Origin of the sequence: Acinetobacter portensis, assembly GCF_009372215.1 — a bacterium.
In the GTDB taxonomy this organism is placed as follows: domain Bacteria; phylum Pseudomonadota; class Gammaproteobacteria; order Pseudomonadales; family Moraxellaceae; genus Acinetobacter; species Acinetobacter portensis.
Genome location: NZ_LWRV01000080.1, coordinates 61,989 through 82,807, shown reverse-complemented (window position 1 = coordinate 82,807; position 20,819 = coordinate 61,989). Strand labels below are relative to the sequence as shown.

Annotated in this window: 13 protein-coding genes; 8 read left to right on the top strand and 5 right to left on the bottom strand. The window is 36.0% G+C overall.

Annotated elements, in window-relative coordinates; all coding sequences use genetic code 11:
- Positions 1 to 118: 118 nt before the first annotated feature.
- The 5 genes from A6M14_RS09405 to nagZ all read right to left on the bottom strand — a co-directional run bounded on the left by A6M14_RS09405 (position 119) and on the right by nagZ (position 7,010).
- On the bottom strand, positions 119 to 463 hold the full coding sequence (locus A6M14_RS09405) for a YciI family protein (RefSeq protein WP_152874689.1): 345 nt from the start codon (positions 461 to 463) through the stop codon (positions 119 to 121).
- A gap of 222 nt (positions 464 to 685) precedes the next feature.
- Positions 686 to 2,827, bottom strand: a complete 2,142-nt coding sequence (gene pta / locus A6M14_RS09400) for a phosphate acetyltransferase (RefSeq protein ID WP_152874688.1) — start codon at positions 2,825 to 2,827, stop codon at positions 686 to 688.
- 44 nt (positions 2,828 to 2,871) lie between these two features.
- Positions 2,872 to 4,086, bottom strand: coding sequence for an acetate/propionate family kinase (locus tag A6M14_RS09395; protein ID WP_152874687.1), 1,215 nt, complete (start codon positions 4,084 to 4,086; stop codon positions 2,872 to 2,874).
- Positions 4,087 to 4,499: 413 nt separating this feature from the next.
- Positions 4,500 to 5,765, bottom strand: a complete 1,266-nt coding sequence (locus A6M14_RS09390; RefSeq protein WP_152874686.1) for a glutamate-5-semialdehyde dehydrogenase — start codon at positions 5,763 to 5,765, stop codon at positions 4,500 to 4,502.
- Positions 5,766 to 5,987: 222 nt separating this feature from the next.
- The gene (gene nagZ, locus A6M14_RS09385) at positions 5,988 to 7,010 is read right to left on the bottom strand and encodes a beta-N-acetylhexosaminidase (RefSeq protein ID WP_152874735.1); all 1,023 of its coding nucleotides are present in this window, start codon (positions 7,008 to 7,010) and stop codon (positions 5,988 to 5,990) included.
- Positions 7,011 to 7,205: 195 nt separating this feature from the next.
- Between nagZ and A6M14_RS09380 the strand changes: the two genes are divergently transcribed.
- From A6M14_RS09380 to A6M14_RS09345, 8 genes are all read left to right on the top strand, one after another.
- A complete protein-coding gene (locus tag A6M14_RS09380) occupies positions 7,206 to 9,401 on the top strand; it encodes a carboxy terminal-processing peptidase (RefSeq protein ID WP_152874685.1) in 2,196 nt (731 codons plus the stop codon).
- A 246-nt stretch (positions 9,402 to 9,647) separates the two neighbouring features.
- Positions 9,648 to 11,723 carry a bifunctional diguanylate cyclase/phosphodiesterase gene (locus A6M14_RS09375; RefSeq protein ID WP_152874684.1) on the top strand — a complete coding sequence of 692 codons (2,076 nt, stop codon included), beginning with the start codon at positions 9,648 to 9,650 and terminating at the stop codon, positions 11,721 to 11,723.
- 205 nt (positions 11,724 to 11,928) lie between these two features.
- Entirely contained in the window at positions 11,929 to 15,240 is a 3,312-nt protein-coding gene (locus A6M14_RS09370; RefSeq protein ID WP_152874683.1) for a S6 family peptidase, read from the top strand.
- A 69-nt stretch (positions 15,241 to 15,309) separates the two neighbouring features.
- Positions 15,310 to 16,188 carry an autotransporter outer membrane beta-barrel domain-containing protein gene (locus A6M14_RS09365; RefSeq protein WP_152874682.1) on the top strand — a complete coding sequence of 293 codons (879 nt, stop codon included), beginning with the start codon at positions 15,310 to 15,312 and terminating at the stop codon, positions 16,186 to 16,188.
- A 255-nt stretch (positions 16,189 to 16,443) separates the two neighbouring features.
- Complete coding sequence (locus tag A6M14_RS09360; RefSeq protein WP_152874681.1) at positions 16,444 to 18,036, top strand: peptide chain release factor 3; 1,593 nt, start codon at positions 16,444 to 16,446, stop codon at positions 18,034 to 18,036.
- Between the two features lie 85 nt (positions 18,037 to 18,121).
- Entirely contained in the window at positions 18,122 to 18,940 is an 819-nt protein-coding gene (locus A6M14_RS09355; RefSeq protein WP_152874680.1) for a hypothetical protein, read from the top strand.
- Between the two features lie 67 nt (positions 18,941 to 19,007).
- Complete coding sequence (locus A6M14_RS09350; protein ID WP_152874679.1) at positions 19,008 to 19,958, top strand: RsiV family protein; 951 nt, start codon at positions 19,008 to 19,010, stop codon at positions 19,956 to 19,958.
- 6 nt (positions 19,959 to 19,964) lie between these two features.
- Positions 19,965 to 20,786, top strand: a complete 822-nt coding sequence (locus tag A6M14_RS09345; RefSeq protein WP_152874678.1) for a TatD family hydrolase — start codon at positions 19,965 to 19,967, stop codon at positions 20,784 to 20,786.
- Positions 20,787 to 20,819 lie beyond the last annotated feature (33 nt).

The following is a 20,819-nucleotide window of genomic DNA, read 5'->3' as shown; positions in this document are numbered from 1 at the left end:
CTCAAATCTCAAATCTCAAATGCCTTTTTAGCTTTATTATTCTAAACATAAAAATACCCCATCATTCGATAGGGTAGGATGTCATTTCTGGATGACGGAATACTTTAATAATTATGTATTAACGTAAAAGAATTTCTCGTACTTCTACGCTACCGCCTGCAACTAAAATTGGATTTGTTTTTGCTAATTCTAAAGCTGCTTCTAAGCTTTCAGCTTTCACAATAATATAGCCTGTTAAAAAGTGTGAAACTTCTTTAAACGCACCAAGAGTTGTTGAGCCATCTGCGAATAAAGTTGTTGCCATAGTTGGAATAGGTGGCATTGTTCCACCTAAATTTACAACAGCACCAGATTCTTCAAGATTTTTAAGCCAAGCCATTCTTAGCTCAATTTCTTTAGGATCGCTGAATGCTTCAGGAGACATGTTTGTGTTAGCTCTTAAAAATAAAACGAAATTTTTCATAATTTTATAACTCTTTGTTTGTGCTTGGAGTACTTTTATTTACATGGAATATTAAATAATAAGTGCCATAAAGTATTGATTTTATAACTTTAATTATTTTAAGTCGGAGATTAGTTTTGCTTGTTATGGAAGTGAAGTCAATATCATAGTTGATACTAAAAATAAAAAACCCCATCATTCGATAGGGTGGGGTTGTTAAAACGTTTAAGTCAAAATTAGATTTTAAACCGACTGTTGCTCAGCTTGAATTGCCGTTAGAGCAATGGTAAATACAATATCATCCACCAATGCACCGCGTGACAAGTCATTTACAGGTTTGTTTAAACCTTGAAGCATAGGACCAACACTCACTACATTCGCAGAACGCTGAACCGCTTTATAAGTTGTATTACCTGTATTTAAATCTGGGAAAATAAACACATTGGCACGACCTGCAACTTGGGAATCAGGCGCTTTAGAGCGACCAACACTTTCAACCGAAGCGGCATCGTATTGAAGTGGTCCATCAATGAGTAAATCAGGGCGACGTTCTTTGGCAATACGTGTTGCCTCAGCAACTTTTTCAACATCTGCACCTGTACCCGAAGTGCCAGTTGAATATGAAATCATGGCAATGCGAGGGTCAATACCAAATGCTTTTGCAGAATCTGCAGATTGAATGGCAATTTCAGCAAGTTGTTCGGCATTAGGATCTGGGTTAATTGCACAGTCGCCATAAACATAAACTTCATCGGGTAACAACATGAAGAATACCGATGATACAAGCGAATAATCAGGCGCTGTTTTAATCAGTTGGAAAGCAGGGCGAACAGTATTGGCAGTGGTATGAACTGCACCTGAAACTAAACCATCAACTTGATCTAAAGCCAACATCATCGTACCTAAAACCACGGTATCTTGAAGTTGCTCTTTCGCTTGAAGCTCGTTAATTTTACCTTTGCGAAGCTCAACCATTTTCCCAACGTAATTATCTCGAATTAAATCAGGATCAATAATTTCTAAATCATTTGGTAGTTCAATACCACGTGCTTTTGCAACTTCAACAACAACTTCAGGTTTTGCCAATAAAATACATTGTGCAATTCCACGAGCCTGACAAATTGCCGCAGCTTCAATGGTGCGTGGTTCATCACCCTCAGGTAAAACAATACGTTTTTTTGCAGCAGTGGATTTTTGCACAAGCTCATGACGAAAAGCAGAAGGTGATAAACGTTGTTGATACGAACCGTTTAACATATCTGTGAGCCATTCTGTATGAATATGGCTTGAAACAAAACGAGTCACTTGTTTCGCACGTTCGGTATCATCAACAGGAATTTCATTGCCAAAATTGGCAAGTCTTTGTGCTGTTTCAAAGGTGCTTAAAGAGGTGTGTAAAATTGGCAAACCTAGCTTAATTGCAGATTGGCAGAAATTTAAAACTTGATTATTCGGTTGATGATGTTCGGTAAGCACCAAACCCGCTAAAGGAATGCCATTACTGCTGGCAAGGCTACTTGCTAAAAGCACATCAATTCGGTCAGATGCGCTAATGATCAGCTCACCCGCAATAAACTTATTGAGTTCATGTTCAATATTTGAAGCAATTAAACTGCTGTGCAAAACACGACGCAGATTTGCATCGCCACGATTAATCCAATTTGCTTGAATATGTGATGCGAGATCGGAAACACGTGGAACACTGAGCGTATTACTAAACGGAACTAAGCCGATAACGGGTAAATCTTTCGAGCCAATATGTGCATGTGTTTTTTGAATTTGTGCAACGAAACTTTGAGTCTCATCAACCAAACGTAAACTTGGGTCAAGGGTAACAGGAATTTGTGCAGAATCTTCAGATAAACCTTTGGTGCGCATGAATAGAATGCCCGAAAGGCGACCACCCGAAATACCACCATATTGACGCAATTGATTTTCAACTTTTTCCGCAGATGCAGATGCTTGATTAATATTGGCATTACTGACAATAATGACTTTGGCATCCAGTGCTTTTGCAAGAGCGGTATTAATTTCTGCGGCAAAAGAATCTCGACTCGTTGGCACAACGCCTTCAACAATAATTAAGTCATGTTTTTTTGCAATTTCGCGATGCATACGCACAGCATCTTCAAGCAGTTCATCATTTTCACCTTGATTTAGGCGACTTGTGAGTACTTCAAAAGTAATGGGTTCAACGGTTTCATCTTTAAATAAATGCCGATAAAGCGCAGTAGTACGATCTTCTGTTTGCGCTTGTGCTTCTTGAGAGAAGGGCTTTAAGAAACCTGCTTTTACACCTTGGCATTCCAAAGCATAAATTAAGCCTAAACACGCAGATGTTAAACCGACGCCTTCAGCAGTTGGAACCAATAAAATCGTTTTCATAGAGGTCTAAATCTTCAAAATCAAAAAAATGAGTTAAATATGTTTTAAGCCGATACCGCTTCAGACTTTTTTGCTAAGAATGCATTTACCTCATTTTGAACAACAGAAGCCGTTTCTTTGGCAATGCGACCTTCTTCATCTGTAGGTACAACCCAAATTTGTGGACCTGTGCCTGCATCAATACGACCTTCAGTGCCACGTTTTAAGCTGTCGTTTGCTTCTTTGCTTAAATTGAAACCAAAATGAGGTAAGTAAGCGAGGGTTTTCTCACGAATAAATGCAGAGTTTTCGCCAATACCACCTGTGAAGAACAAACCATTGAGTTGTGGTAAACCACAGCTAAGTGCAGCAAGAGATTTTGCTAATCGGTAGCAGAATACTTCAATAGCAAGTGTTGCATCTTCATTGCCTTGTTCCGATGCTTCAATCAGCGTACGCATATCATTGGAAAGATCGGACAGACCTAAAAGACCGCTTTGGCTATTCAGCATTTTGTCGATTTTATAAATATCCCAACCTAAGTTAGAGGCAAGGAAACTATGAATACTTGGGTCTACATCACCACTACGTGTACCCATTACCACGCCTTCAAGCGGTGTTAAACCCATTGATGTATCAACACTTTGTCCATTCCAAATAGCACAGGTTGAACTACCGTTGCCTAAATGTGCTGTTAGCCATCCACCTTTTTTGAAGCTACCTGCAAGTTCAGAACCACGTTCAGAAACATAAGCATGACTTGTGCCGTGGAAACCATAACGACGCACGTTATGGTGTGTGTAAAGGTATTTCGGTAACGCATAACGATATGCATGTGCAGGCATCGTTTGATGGAATGCAGTATCGAAAACAGCAACTTGTGGTAAATCTGGGAATAAGCGTTGTGTCGCTTCAATACCCACTAAGTGAGCAGGGTTGTGTAATGGTGCAAGTGGCGTTGCTTCACGAATAGTTTGAATAATGTCATCTGTAATAAGTTCGGCTTTGGTAATTGTTCCACCATGAACAATACGATGACCAATTGCATCTGGTTTGTAGTTAGCAAGACGTTCCAAGCCAACTTCTAATGCTTGTCTGTGATCTGCATTCGGAATACTAATATCTATAGGTTCATTACCCATAGTGACGCCTTTAATTCGGGCTTCTGGTGTGCCTAAGTTTTCAGCCAAACCATGAATGCGGAAGTCTTGATCTTCGAGTAAAAGTGCAAATTTAATTGAAGATGAACCGCAATTGATGACGAGTACTGATTTAGGCATAACCTTTCCCTTAACTAAAATGATCGTACTTGAGTTGTTTATTACTCTGGATCATTGATATTCAATGTATTTATATCTTTTGATCTGTGTGTATTTGTATCATGTGCTTTTTTCTTGTCCTAGATAGACTTTAGGAGATTAGACTTAAGCACAATCGACCATCAATTCAATAATAATTAAAATTTATGAAGTTATAGACCTCATTTATTATTGAAATGGTGGTATTTCATATTAATCACACAGTTAACATAGCATAGTTTATAAAATATCCATAAAATGTTTATGTGATTATTTTTTGATATTTTTAAATCGGTTTTTAAATAAAACCTCATTAAATTATCAACTTAATTTTTTTGAAAAATAAAAAAAGGGCTCATCGAAAATGAGCCCTTTTTGTTTGTCTTTAATTTGATCTATTGGCGAATTTGACCATCACCAAACACAATCCATTTTTGCGATGTTAAGCCTTCTAAACCAACAGGACCACGTGCATGAATTTTATCTGTAGAAATACCAATTTCAGCACCTAAGCCATATTCAAAACCATCTGCAAAACGAGTAGATGCATTAATCATCACAGAACTTGAATCTACACGAGCCAAAAATTGACGTGCAAGGTTGAAGTTTTCTGTAATGATTGAATCGGTATGATGTGAGCCATATTTATTAATGTGCTCAATGGCTTCATCTATGCCTGAAACGACTTTTACTGCCAAAATTGGTCCTAAGTATTCTGTGTACCAATCTTCTTCTGTCGCAGGAATAACAGTGCTTCCCAGAATTTTTTGAGTGTGTAAGCAACCACGTAGCTCAACTTGTTTTTCTGCATAAAGTTCAGCAATGCGTGGTAAAAATTCTTCAGCAACTTTTTCATCTACAAGTAAAGATTCCATTGCATTACATACGCCATAACGATGTGTCTTGGCATTGAGAGCAATAGGAAGTGCTTTTTGTAAATCTGCTTGTGCTTCAACAAATACATGGCAATTACCATCTAAATGTTTAATGACAGGAATGCGCGCTTCTTTAGTAATACGCTCGATTAAGCCTTTACCACCACGAGGGATAATCACATCGACAAATTCAGTGAGTGTAATTAGCTGACCCACCGCAGCACGATCTGCGGTACTAATGACTTGAACCGAATTTTCAGGTAAGCCTGCAACTTTTAAACCGTGCTGAACCGCTTCAGCAATGGCTTTATTTGACTCAAGCGCTTCTGAACCACCACGTAAAATAATGGCATTACCCGATTTTAAAGCAAGGGATGCGGCTTCTAAAGTTACGTTTGGTCGAGATTCGTAAATCATACCAACCACGCCTAAAGGCACACGCATTTTTCCAAGCTGAATGCCCGATGGGCGATACGCTAAATCTGTAATTTCACCAATCGGATCTACAAGGCTGATGACATCTTTCAAGCCATCTAACATGCCTTTAAAGCGTGTGGGGGTAAGTTCTAAGCGATCAAGTAAAGCACTGTCCAAGTTGTTGGCATGTGCTTTGGTCATATCAATTTGATTAGCAGCTAAAATTGCAGATTCACTGTTTTCTAAAGCAGTGTAAATAGCAGATAAAGCATTGTTTTTTGCTTGGGTAGACGCACTTGAAAGCACACATGATGCTTGACGTGCTTGTTGTCCTACCGTTTGCATATATTGTTCAATAGACTCTTGCATAGCGGTTTGATCACTTAGAAATTTCTACTCGATATTAACAGTCCTCAGCAGGACAATGAAGCTTCAATTAATAAAATAAAATGAATCAGAGTGTTGAGATGTTTGTTTTAACTTAAGTTGAGAGAAAAAATGTGAAATATAACGCTTTATAATGTGTTTGTTTTTTTAATGCTCATCTAAGTCTATAAAAAAAGAGCATCCGAAGATGCTCTTTTCAAATGATTAAGATAATGAGTTTTTGAATGCGACAATGTTATCTCGAACTTTTAGCCATTCATCACCCAATGCAAGTTCATCACCCATTTGAATATCAGGAATACGTCCACGCATACGTTCTAAACGTGCTTGATTTGGAAGTGGTAAATCGACAATTCCTTCTAGGGCAATACATTGTGCTTCACGATCATTGCAGACTAAGCCCATGTCACAACCTGCTTTTAATGCAGCTTGAATACGTGAGTCTGCACCACCTGCAACACAAGCCGCTTGCATGCTTAAATCGTCAGAGAAAAGTACACCGTCAAAATCTAAATCTTTACGCAAAACTTTTTGAATCCAAAATTCAGAAAAACCTGCAGGGTTTGGGTCAACTTGGTCATAAATCACATGAGCAGGCATGAGGGCATCAAGTTGTGGTTTTAGCTTGATAAATGTCTGCATATCTTTTTGTTGAATTTCATCAAAAGAGCGTGAGTCGATTGCCGCGGCAACATGTGAGTCTGCTTTTACAGAGCCATGACCTGGGAAATGTTTACCTGTAGATGCCATTCCTGCACGTTTCATACCTTTTAAAAAGGCTTCTGCAAGCGGAATAATGTCATCAATGTTTGTGGCAAAACTACGGTCGCCAATCACATCGCTTACATCATTTAAATCGAGTACAGGTGCGAAGCTAAAGTCGATACCAACTGCAAGAACTTCTGTTGCCATTAACCATCCACATTGTTCGGTTAAATCTAATGCTTTATTTGGGTTGGTTTTATAAAGCTCGCCAAAACGACCCATTGCTGGAAGTAGGGTAAAGCCTTTTCTAAGGCGTTGAACACGACCACCTTCTTGATCGACTGCAATTAAAATTTCAGGGCGAATTTGTCGCATATGGTCCGTTAGCGCACGAACTTGCTTTGGTGATTCAATATTTCGTCCAAATAAAATGACACCACCGACTTGCGGAGCTTGTAATAGTTGAATATCTTCTTGAGTAAGTTCTGTGCCAGCGATGTCGAGCATCAATGCGCCAATCATATCGGTATCCGTTTTGGAATTTTTCATGAAAACAATAACCGAATTTTGCAATGATTTGCTACATTTTGTCTGCATAGTTTATGATAAAACTACATTATAAAACTAAACTAAGCTGTTTAAGTCATTGAATCTATCCAATTTCAAGTCAAAATAAGCAAAGAAATTAGACCAAATACCAAGGAAGTACGAATTTTTATGAAACTTCAAACAATAGCGTGTGCAGTTGCAATAGCAACGGGCGGCTTTTTCTTTACCCATGCAATCAATGAAGCCGTTGCTGCAACTGAAATTACAGCCGCGACTAAAAAAATTGTTCCTACTCAAGAGCAGGCTTTAGTTTCTCGTCAATTAGCAACTTTGGTAGATCGACAGCATTATTTAAATCAGCGTTTAGATGCCGATACATCTAAACGAATTCTAGACTTTTATTTAGATAGTTTAGATCCTGAACATTCATTATTTTTAGCACCTGAAATTGAAAAATACCAAAAAAGCTACGGTGCTAATTTCGGTGCGGCATTAAAAGCGGGTGATTTGTCAGGTCCGTTTGTTATCCATGAACAATATCGTAATCGCTTAAAGCAGTTTTATGAATATATGTTGGCAGAGTTGAAAAAGCCGCAAAACTTAAATCAACCAAATGTCACTATTGAAACAGATCGAGAAAAAGCACCATTCTTTAAAACAGAAGCTGAACAGAAATCACATTGGAATAAAATGCTGGTTTCACAACTGATTAATTTAACCATCAGCAAAGAAGAAGAACAGGCGAAACAAAAAGCTTTAAAAGACAATCCAGAATTAGCAAATGGTCAAGATTTAACAGGACCTGAAGATTTAACCCCAGTTCAGACCTTAACTAAACGATATACACGTCAACTTGAACGTATGAGCCGTGTTAAGAGTGATGATGTACTCGATAAAACACTAAATGCGATGACATTAACGTACGATCCGCACAGTAATTATTTCCCACCTGTAGATGCAATGGAATTAAATCGTCAAACGACGTTGCAACTTGAAGGCATTGGTGTGTCCATTCGTCCTGAACGTGGAAATGAAGATTACACCAAAATTGAAACCATTGTAGAAGGTGGTCCTGCAAGTAAATCGGGTCAAATCAAATCGGGAGATCGCATTATTGGGGTTGCCCAAGATGGCGGGAAAATGGTGGATGTGATTGGTTGGCCAAGTAATGAAATTGTTGGGTTGATTCGTGGTAAGCGTGGTACAAAAGTCACCATTAAATTACTTGGTGCAGGCGCATCGATGAACCAAGCTCGTATAGTTCCATTGGTACGTGATGTGATTCAAGAAGAAGATGCAGGTGTACGTTCACGTACAGTGGATATCACTCGTGATGGTAAAAAACATACTTTTGGTGTGATTGAAATTCCATCTTTCTATTTAAACTATCGTGCACGTAGAGCAGGAACAGAATACCGTTCAGTTTCTGAAGATACCAATAATGCGTTGAAATCTTTAGTCGCTAAAAATGTCGATGGTATTTTAATTGACTTGCGTAATAATCCAGGTGGTTCATTAGAAGAAGTCGCAAAAATGCTTGGTCAGGTGATTAAGTCTGGTCCTGTGGTACAAATTCGTGACGGTAATGGAAATGTTAGCGTTTTTGAAGATAATGATGGTGGTGCACAAACGTATGCAGGCCCATTGGCTGTGATGATTAACTTGGCTTCGGCATCTGCTAGTGAAATTTACTCTGCTGCAATTCAAGATTATGAGCGCGGTATTGTGATTGGTAGCACCACAACAGGTAAGGGTACAGCACAGGTTCAGCTAGATAATTTGGCACATGGTCAAGCGACACTGACACAACGTAAATTTTATAGAATTACAGGTGGAAGTACGCAAAATAAAGGCGTCGTACCCGATATTAAACTTGTAGATATCTACAATGAGGCTTTCGGTGAGCGTAAATCTAAAAATGCTTTAGAGTGGGATACTATTCCAACAGCACCATTTAAACGCGAAGGATCTGTACAGCCGTATATTTCTGAGCTTACTAAGTTATCTCAACAACGTGTAAAAGTTGATCCTCAATTTAAATATTTAGAACAACGCACCGCAATTTCTAAAACAGCAGAGGATAAGAAAACTGCAGTATTGGATATAGATTTGCGCAAAGCTGAATTGAAAGGACTGGAAAAACAAACCTTAGATGCTGAAAATACTCGTCGTCAGGCAACAGGTTTGAAACCGCATGCAAATTGGGAAAGTTACCAAGCATCCTTAGATGCTTTGTCGGAAGCTAGAGCGAAAATGAAAGCGAATAAACGTCCACCATTAGCAGAGGAAGAAACTTTTGTTACCGAAGCTGCAAATGTATTGTTTGACTACAATCAGGTGAATAAAAAAGCAGTTGTTCAATAATAAGAGATAAGACCAGCGATAAGCTGGTCTTATTTTATTTATTATATTTACTCTGTTGATATTTTTGAGTTATAACACTAAAACATGGAAATAAATATGATAAGTGTTTGACCTTTAGTGAATTGTATAACATTCTAGGTTTAGCATTTTATGTTTCTTTACGCGAAAGTTCCGTACACTTTAGAGATGAGTACATAAATTTGTATATGGTGAAAAACAATAAAAAAATAAATGCAGAGGCTAATTATGCTTCCTATTCACTATGATGTTGATTTGGTTATAGGCTCAATAGTTATTTCTATTCTTGCTTGTTACATTGCTTTGTCTGTAGAAAGTACTTTATCTAAAAGTATGCAACACAATACAAATTATAAAAAAATTATTATTTTACTCAGTGGGTTTTTCTTCGGAATTGCCATTTGGCTCATGCACTTTATTGGTATGTTGGCATGTCATTTACCCAATGGATATTATTTCGATTATACCTTAACCATTGTGTCTTTATTAATTGCCTTTATTGCATCTAGTTTTGCTGTTTGGTTAACCACTCAACAAACGCTTACTCTACCTAAGTTAATGCTAGGTTCTGTGCTAATGGGGCTGGGTATTTCTGGAATGCATTATCTAGGAATGATGGGGCTAATTATTGATGGCTATTCAAGTCATTATGATTTATTGGTTGTCACTTTTTCTGTTTTAATTGCGATTAGTGGTTCAGGGCTTACATTTTGGCTCTTATTTAGATATAAAAATGCGGTGCTAAATAAGGCTTGGTATAAGTTTTTATTAGCAATTATGATGGCACTGACCATTGTTGGTATGCACTATACGGGCATGACTGCAGTATCATTTCATCTAAATTCAGCTTCAAATTCTGAAATTGTTGCGCAACAAAACCAGGGTATCATTTTCTTCTTAATTATATTCGTTACCAGTTTGGTTTTAGCTGTTTCATTGATTATTGCATTATTAGAGCAGCGCCTTGAAGAACGAAATAAAGAGTTGATAAGTGCAAACCGAGAGTTAGCAAATCAATCATTACAAGATAATTTAACGAAATTACCTAATCGATTATTTCTGACAGATTATGCTCATATTCTTTTTTCACAACAGCGTTTGACTCAAGGAAAAAGTGCATTCTTATATATCGATTTAGATCGTTTCAAAGCGGTAAATGATGTTTTTGGACATCATGTTGGTGATCAATTATTAATTCAGTTTGCCAATAAAATTCATAAGCAACTTGCAAGTCATGAAAAACTACTTCGTATCGGCGGAGATGAATTCTTACTTGTGATTGAAGATTCAACGCTCGAATATGCCACTTACACAGCTGAACGTATTCATCAAATTGTTCAAGAGGGTTTTTCGATTGTAGGTAAAGAAATTAATATTTCCATTAGTATTGGAATCGCATTATTTCCAGAACATGGTAATAACTTACAAGACCTACTTATGAATGCCGATTCGGCAATGTTAAATTCAAAAAAACAAGGACGTAATACTTATAGCCTCTATAGTTATAGTGATGTTCAGTCAGAGTCAAAAAGTCAAACTAAACTCATTAATGATTTATACAAAGCAGTAGAAGAACAACAATTTATCCTGTTTTATCAACCTAAATTTAAAACCAGCACAGACGAAGTTTGTGGTGTTGAAGCGCTTATTCGCTGGAATCATCCTGTACATGGTTTATTGGGTCCGAATATGTTTATTCGTGGTGCTGAGAAAACTGGTTTGATTATTCAAATGGGCTATTGGGTGCTTGAAGAGGCATGTAAACAAATTCAAATTTGGGAAAAAACAAATCAGACGAATTTCTTCCCATTGGCAGTGAATTTATCAGCTATTCAATTTGAACATAAAAATTTATTTTCAATTTTAGAAAATCTCTTTAGTCGTTATCAAATTCAAAGTGATCGGCTGATGATTGAAATTACAGAATCAACAGCAATGCATCATATAGATACAAGCTTGCGTAGCTTTATACGTTTGCGTCAAATGGGTATTAAATTAGCGATTGATGATTTTGGGACAGGACATTCAAGTTTCTTATATTTAAAACAATTACCTGTAGATGAGCTGAAAATTGATCGTGCATTTATTAAAGATTTAGATCAAAACAGTAAAGATGAATTGATTTTAGAAAGTATTATTAAGCTGGCAACAAATTTAGGATTAACTGTAACAGCGGAAGGGGTTGAAACAGAATTCCAAAAAGATGTATTAACCCGTTTGGGTTGCCATCAACTCCAAGGTTTTTTATTGGGTATGCCAATGCCTATTGATGACTTGGAGCAATTAAGAAATAAGCCTAATTGAAAGAATAGATTCAAATTTTATGAATAAAGAACTGCCTATTTTTACAAAGAAAGTAGGTGGTTTTTTATTCATTAATTATGTTGTATAAAATCAACATAGTGTGATACATTTCACAAAAATAAAACCAAATGATAATTTATATAACAAGATGACCTTTTGTTAATTAATTATTTTATTCTTGTGAATGTAAAAGGCACTATTGAAGATGCATCATAAAAAATATCATTACTTAAATAAATGTAATAAAAGTTTCTATTTTTTTAATTTTGAAAAAATATTAAATAAAAACAAATATATAAAAAATAAATTAGCAGCCTCAATTCCGAGTGTGGTTGGTGTAGTAATGTCTGCTGCACTAGTTTCAAGTTTATCAACCAGAGAGTTGAATGCAGCTGCTGTTAGGGATGATATTCCATATCAAACTTATAAAGATTTTGGTTCTAATAAGGGAGTATTTCAGCCAGGGGCAGAAAATATTCCTATTTTTAATAAAGATGGAATACAAATCGGTACTTTAGATGAGGTACCTATGCCTGATTTTAGTGCATCAGATATTAAATTGAGAGTGGGGACTCTTATCGCACCTGGATATATTGCAGGAGTGCAACATAATGTAGGGTATCAGGATGTCAGATTTGGATCAGCCAGTGATGCTTTGTATACGCTTGTTGATCGAAATGAGTTTGCAAGTGCTGATTATCATACTCCTAGGTTAAATAAAATTGTAACGGAAGTTGCACCAGTGCAATACACTGATGTGATGAAGGGGGGAGCAACTGTAGCAAAGGCAGAATCATTTTTTGATTCAAATCGATATATTGCTTTATATAGAACTGGTACAGGAACACCAAAACTAGTCAATTCTAAGGGGCTTGATACACCCGTAAGTATTGATGGGAATGTTGTGCCAAGTTCATCGGCATATAATCATATTACAGGAGGTACGGTACGACTTCCTGCTGAAGTGAAGTATAATGGTTGGGCTATTCTTAGTCATGTAAAAAATCCTCAAAGCCAAGAGGCTAATGATAATTATCCTTTATCTATTAATATTGCTAGTGGTGATAGTGGTAGTCCTTTATTTGCTTATGATGCGTTAGAAAAAAAATGGATTGTGATTGGATATGCGGCGCAAACATGGGCAAACTCTACTATGCTAGTAGGGCAATCATGGACAATACCAAGTTATGATTTTACTGAAGATAAATTTTTAGAAGATACAGCAGCGGAAATACAATTGAATGGTATGGATGTGGCAAAATGGTATTCGACAAATGCAAATGGTGGAGCTTCGATTTCGCAAAAAGGTGCCCATTTTTCTGCACAAGGTAAAAGTTCAAATACAAATATAAAAATAGCTTTAAATGATGGAAAGAATTTAATATTTACTAATGTAGATAATGTTCAATCTACAATAATATTGGAAAATAATATTCACCAAGGTGCTGGATCCATTACATTTAAAAGTGATGCAGTAGTAAAAAGTAATAATGATTCAAATTGGCAAGGTGCAGGAATTATTGTAGAAAAAGATAAAACTGTAGAATGGCAAATTGATGGTGTTGCTGGGGATGCTCTTCATCGTTTGGGTGAGGGTACATTGATTATTAGTGGCACAGGTGTAAATAAAGGTGATTTGAACACTGGTGATGGCGTGACCATCCTTGCTCAGCAAGCAGATACAAATGGCAATGTTCAGGCATTTAATTCAATACGTATTGTAAGTGGGCGTCCTAAAGTAGTATTAACTGATTCTAAGCAGATTAATGCTGACAACATTGTTTGGGGGTTTAGAGGTGGGGAATTAGATGTAAATGGTAATGATTTAATTTTTAACCGTATTCGTGCAACGGATCATGGTGCTGTTTTAAACAACTCGAGTAATACTACAGCGCATATCCAATTTAACTCAGATAAGAATAATTATATTTATCATGGTCGAATCACCGGAAATATAGATATAGCGAATAAAGCACAACCGACCCAAGCAAATCAAAGTTTTATTATTGATGGTTCATTAGATTTAGAAAACAATCAATTTACTAAAGAAAGTGGTGCGTTGGTATTTCAAGGGCATGCAATTAGCCATGCTATTGGTAGTGATAATAAAGCAACGTATTTAACTCAAAGTGATTGGGAAAATAGGAACTTTAAATTAAAACAATTAAACTTATTAAATACAGACTTTACGCTAGGTCGAAATGCGACCTTAATGGGAGATGTTTTTTCTCAAAATAGTATTATTAAAATTGGTAGTGATAATGCATTTGTAGACACGAATGATGGTGATAATGTCGATTATAATGAGTCACTAAATACAGTAGGAATTGCAAAAGACATCCAAAAAATCGAGACTGGTTTATCTGTAAATGGAAACCGTGAAAGTAAGTATTACGGTTTCATGGCGTTGGAAAATAGTGATGCTTTTGTGCAAGATTATTGGGAAGGAGGTGTTCAGGCACTTGAAAGCAAAATAGAATTAATTAAGGGTAAGCAAAATTGGGTTGAGCCTAGTGAGTTTGTTAATTCTAGTCTTGATATAAAAGAATCACAATTAACGGTTGATGCACCTCTTAAATTAGCGAGCAGTACTTTAAATTTAAGTGATGCGGGACAATTGAATGGCGATATTACAGCAATATCTAACAGTCAGGTTAATTTGGGTGATGGAACAAATTCTTCTGCGAAATATGACGGTATCATTGCTCTTCAGGACAGTAAGGCAATAGTTAAAGAAAATTGGTCTGGTGGGGTTTTGGCTGAGAATAGTCAAATTGAGTTGAACAAAGGTATTCATCAATGGAATTCAGCGAGTACATTAGTTGATACAAATGTTCAATTAATGGAAGCGGATTTAACGGTTTCAGAAGATTTAAAAGGTAATGGTGAATTTAATGTTGGTTCAGGGAATCTTAATTTCTTAAGTAGATCTAATGGCGTTGGAAACTATCAATTTAAAAATATTAATTTAGAGCAAAATAGTAATGTGAATATTGCAGCAGGAACTCAAAGTTATGGTGATATTTTTGCTCAAGGATTGAATCAGATCACTTTAGGTGAAAAAGATGGTCTATTACAAAGTCATTATGGTCAAATGAATGCCGCATCAAGTATCGTAAATCTTGTAAATAATAACTGGGTAAATACAGGTGATTCAACGGTCGGAACGTTAAATACAACTAATAGTACTTTGAAATTTGATGCGCCTATAAAAGGAAGCGACCAGTTTTCAACATTAACACTTGATTACTTGAATGCGAATAACACTAATTTTACATTAGGCACTGATGCAAAGAATAGTGACAAAATTCTTATTAATAAAAAAGCAGAAGGACTTAATAATCAATTAGAAATTGGTTTATTGAAAAATAAAAATGTAGATATTACCAAAGGGTTTGATGTTTTATTAGTGTCTGCACCATTGGAAACCGCTGATAATTTATTTAAAGCACAACCTATCTTACAAGGATTTAGTTCATTACAGCCTCAATTGAAGACGGAAATAAATGAAAATTAGAAAGAATGGCGTTTAACACAAGTTGCAACAATTGCTAATGAAGATGTTGCTTCAGTTGCAAATAGCTTTATGAATGCTGATTATAATTATTTTATTCAGGATCTAGGGAGTTTAGATCAACGCGTAGGTGAGCTACGTTCTCTTAATGGTGCAAACTATGGTGCATGGGGGCGAGTGAAGTCAAGTGAAGGTGAAAGTGATCAAGTAGAAAAAGATAAATATCAACATATGCAATTAGGATTTGATCAAGTTATTGATACAAAAAAAGGTCAGCTATTTGCGGGTGTGACTGGCTCAATGACATTGGGTGAAACGAGTAATAAACAATACAGCATCAACTCAAAGTCATATGGGGTAGGTCTATATGGATCGTACATTGCTAATTCAGGTGCTTATATTGATGTGCTAGGTAAATACGTACATCATAATAATGATTACAAGCTTAATATTGAAAATATGGGTGAAACAAAGGGTAATCATGACTCTATTCAATTAGAAACTGAGGTTGGTTATCGATTTAAACCAGCGTCGACTATATATGTTGAGCCACAAATTAAACTGGTTTATGGACATGTGTCAGAAAAATCATTTGAATGGGTTGATGAACAAGGTTCACCGATGAAAATGGAAACACCTAGCTATAGCATGCTAGTTGGGCGCGCAGGTCTGCATATTGGAAAATTTATAGATACAACCAAAAATAAATGGCAAATACATATGGGTGTTGATTACGAAAAAGACTTAGCCACAAATCGTCAAAATATTTTAACTGATAGAATCAATAGCTATTATTATGATCATGAGAAGGATGATCGTGTATTGGTCTCATTTGGTAGTAGTGTAAATATTAAAGATAGGGTGAGTGCAGGTTTGGATGTGGAGCGCTCATTTGGTGGTCGATATAATATTAAGAATTCGATTAATTTCAATTTAAAGTATTCATTTTAATAAATCATATAATTTTCTAAATGATGAATACAATAAAAAAGCAAACTTTAGTTTGCTTTTTTATATTTGAGGGCTAAGAAAAGGAATGTTATTAATCGTTTTTTATTTTTAAATTATGAATAATGGGACTGCATTGAATTTATGATTGATTATGAAGATTCGAACTCGTTAAAGTAAATCTGATACAATATTGCCAATTTTTAATATTGATCACTTTGATCTTTGCGCTGCGAGTTTCTGCAGTAGGTGTATTTAATGAGCTTTAAACAAGAATTAGCAGATCAAGTCGCGCAACGACGTACATTTGCTATTATTTCCCACCCCGATGCGGGTAAAACGACAATGACAGAAAAACTGTTGTTGTGGGGACAGGCGATTCAAGTTGCAGGTATGGTGAAAAGCCGTAAATCTGATCGTGCTGCAACATCGGATTGGATGGAAATGGAAAAAGAACGTGGTATTTCTATTACCACGTCTGTTATGCAGTTCCCATTTAAAGACAAGATGATTAACCTGCTAGACACACCAGGGCATGAAGACTTTTCTGAAGATACATATCGTACATTAACAGCAGTAGACTCTGCATTAATGGTGATTGATGGTGCAAAAGGTGTCGAAGACCGTACCATTAAACTCATGGATGTGTGTCGCATGCGTGACACGCCTATTGTTTCTTTTGTTAACAAAATGGACCGCGAAATTCGTGAACCATTAGAACTGCTAGATGAAATTGAAAACGTCCTAAAAATTAAATGTGTTCCACTTACATGGCCTTTAGGTACAGGTCGTGATTTTGCGGGCGTATTTAATTTAATTGAACAAAAGTTTTATGTTTATAAAGCAGGTTTTGGCTCAGTTATTACCGATATTGAAGTACGTGATGGGTATGACTATCCAGACCTTCGTGAAAAAGTAGGTGAGCTTGCTTGGGCTGCATTTGAAGAGTCTTTAGAACTTGTACAAATGGCCAATGATCCATTAGACCGTGATGAGTTCTTAGCGGGTCGTCAAACACCAGTATTGTTTGGTACAGCTTTAGGTAACTTTGGTGTAGACCATGTACTCGACGCATTTAGTTTATATGCGCCTGAGCCTAAAGCACATCCTACAGCAGACCGTAAAGTTGAAGCGACAGAAGAAGGCTTCACAGGTTTTGTCTTTAAAATTCAAGCGAATATGGATCCGAAACATCGTGACCGTATTGCATTCATGCGTATTTGTTCAGGTCGTTATGAAAAAGGTCTGAAAATGAAGCATGTACGTTTAGATAAAGATGTGCGTATCAGTGATGCTTTAACCTTCTTAGCAGGTGATCGTCAGCATTTAGAAGAAGCTTGGCCAGGTGATATTATTGGTCTTCATAACCACGGTACAATTCAAATTGGCGATACTTTCACTTCGGGTGAAAAACTCCAATTTACAGGTATTCCTCACTTTGCACCTGAAATGTTCCGCCGTGTACGTTTAAAAGATCCTTTGAAATCTAAACAACTTCAAAAAGGTTTGAAAGAGCTTTCAGAAGAAGGTGCAACACAGGTATTCATGCCACAAAACAGCAATGATTTAATTGTTGGTGCTGTAGGTGTACTTCAGTTTGAAGTGGTTGCATACCGCTTGAAAGAAGAATACAAAGTAGATTGCGTGTACGAGCCTGTAAATATTAATACAGTACGTTGGGTTGCATGTGATGATGAAAAGAAATTCAACGAATTTAAGAAAAAAGCACATGACCAATTGTCTGTAGATGGTGGTGGTCACTTAACCTATCTTGCACCAAGCCGTGTAAATTTACAGTTAATGCAAGAACGATATCCAGATATTCAGTTCCGTAATACACGTGAACATTAATATTTAGATGTGAAAAGTAAACAGCTTCCAATGGAAGCTGTTTTATTATGTAGTATGAGTTTTAAAATAAATAAGAGAAGTTTAGATGAATAAGAAACTTTCATATGCAATTTTGGTTGCAACTAGTTTGACCTTGGGTGCTTGTGATTCATCATCTGAACATAAAGACAAAGCAGGTCAGGAGCCTGAAGCAACAGTAAATTCAGCGAATCCTGATATATTACCCTATCTTAATATTAAGCAACAAAGTGCCGATTTCGCTTTGCCATTTTGTGAAAATAAAAATTGCATTGATATTGATATTCAAAGTATTCAGACACAAGATACTTGGCTAAATTCATGGATTGAGAAAAATCAGGCAAGGGTTGTTCAAGACCAAATTAGCTTAAATCAAGACATGAATTTACAGCAAGCGATCAATGCTTATGTGAAAAAATCGGATGCTTGGCAATCAGAACAAAAAACGAATACTGCTTTTGAATTGGCAATGTATACACGCATGGCTTATCAGCGCAACCAGTTTATTTTGTTGCAAGTTGGATTAGATTCAAAACAAGAAGGTGCTAAAGTCACAGAGCGTTACTACTTTTTTGCGGCAGATCGAAAGCAGCAAAAAGCACTCAAAATATTAGATATTATTGATGAAAAACAACAACTCAAGATGGATGGTTTTGTGCAAAAAGCCTATCAAGAATGGTTGAAAAAGCAAGATTCATTTGTTCAAGAAAAAGCACCCCAAAAATTAAGATGGGGGCAATCTGACTGGTTCTTCGATCATGAAGGAATTGGTTTACACTTGAGAACAAATGAAGTTGTTAAAGATGCACAACAGCTTGATATTTACTTAACTAAAGCACAAACTCAACAAGTTGTAAAACCTGTAATCTATAAAAATATGTTTTAGTTTCAGGTCAGAATAATTATTTGATATTGCATTAAATAATTGAGAGATGAAAAAGTAGGTTTACTCAATGTTAAAAAACAAAACTATATTCGTCATGAGTACGTTGGCAATTGCAATTTCGCTTGGTGCTTGTCAGCCAAAACAGACGGAAAAACAAGAAGATGCTCCACAAACTCAAGTAGATCAACAGAAATTTGAGCTTGTTGGTGATAATGAAAAATTGTCACTAAATTTACCTGAATGCAAAGATAAAAATTGCCCAGAACTTGATATAGAACGTCTAAATACGAATCATAAGTTTATTGATCAAGTGATAGATCAGAAAATTTTAGAGATTTTAAAAGAAGTTGTAACACTTGCGCCAAATCAAGAGAAAGAAGCAACAAGTGCATCTGTTGCTCAAGTAAGTTCTGAAGTTAGTGTGAAAGATGTACAGACGCCAAAAATGCTGCTTGAGCAAAAAGTTGCACCTTATACAAAATCATTTTTAAGTTTAGATGCTGAAATTAAAGCATTAAGTGCAAATCATAGTATTAATTTAATGATTAAGCCTAAAATTCTAAACTCTGAAGGACCGTTGGCTACAGTTGTATTGAATAGTAGTCATTATTTGGGTGGAGCGCATGGTTCATCATCTCAAACGTATTTCAATTTTGATTTAGAGACCAATAAGCAAGTTAAATTAAGCGATATTGTCGAAAAAGATAAATTAAAAGAATTAGATGCTAAAGCATATGAGGCATTTAAAGCATGGGTTATTGAATCTGAAATTGCCACAAATGTTGAAGAATATGAGCAAGCTTGGAAGTTTAAGTTATCTGATAATTTTAACTTAGGTAAAAAAGGCTTAATTTTGCAATATGCTGAATATGAAATAGGTCCCTATGTTGTAGGACTACCTCGTTTAGTTATTCCATATGAGCAATTAAACGGTATTATTAAAGCGAGATATTTACCAGAACTTTCTTCGAAACCTGTATCAGCAGCAAGTGAAGTTGTTGCAAAAGAAACTAAATAAAAGCATATGACCGTTCGGCTTTTTGATACGCATACACATTTTGATGTTCCCGATTTTGATCATGATCGGGAGCAACTTGCTTATGCGGCAAAAAGTCGAGGGGTTGAACACTTAGTTTTGATTGGTTTTTTAGAATCTAGATTTAATGATTTATTAAGAATACATCAGTTTTTAAATGGTTTAGATTCTGCTCCTCAAAGTCATATTGCTCCAGGTTTACATCCTTTTTATATTGAAAATCATCAAAAAGAACATCTCGATTCACTTGAAAAATTATTAAAAAGTGGAAATTGTGTCGCGATTGGGGAAATAGGTTTAGACACTTTCTTGAAACAACACAAAGCACCTGAAATTTATCAAAAACAAAAAGATTTTTTTACCGCTCAAATAGATTTTGCCCAACAATTTGAGAAGCCTATTTTGTTACATATTCGAAAATCACATGCCGATGTTCTCGCGATTTTGAAACATCATCATTTTAAAAATGGTGGTATTGCGCATGCATTTAGTGGTGGAATAGAAGAGGCAAAAGCATTTGTTAAATTGGGTTTTAAAATTGGTGTTACAGGTCAAATCACCAATCCAAATGCAAAAAAATTGCATCAAGTTGTACATGCAATAGGCATTGAAAATCTTGTGCTTGAAACAGATTGTCCAGATATGACACCACTATGTTGTCAGGCATCAGATGGAACAAAAACAAGAAATACACCTGTAAATTTGCCTTTTGTATTAGCGGGTTTAGCTCAAAATTTAAATATCAAAAATGAAGAATTAGCCGAGCAGCTTTGGAGAAATTCCTTTCAAGCTTTAGCAATTCAAGAATAAATTTACATTTTATCATCATAAAAAATTAAAGTT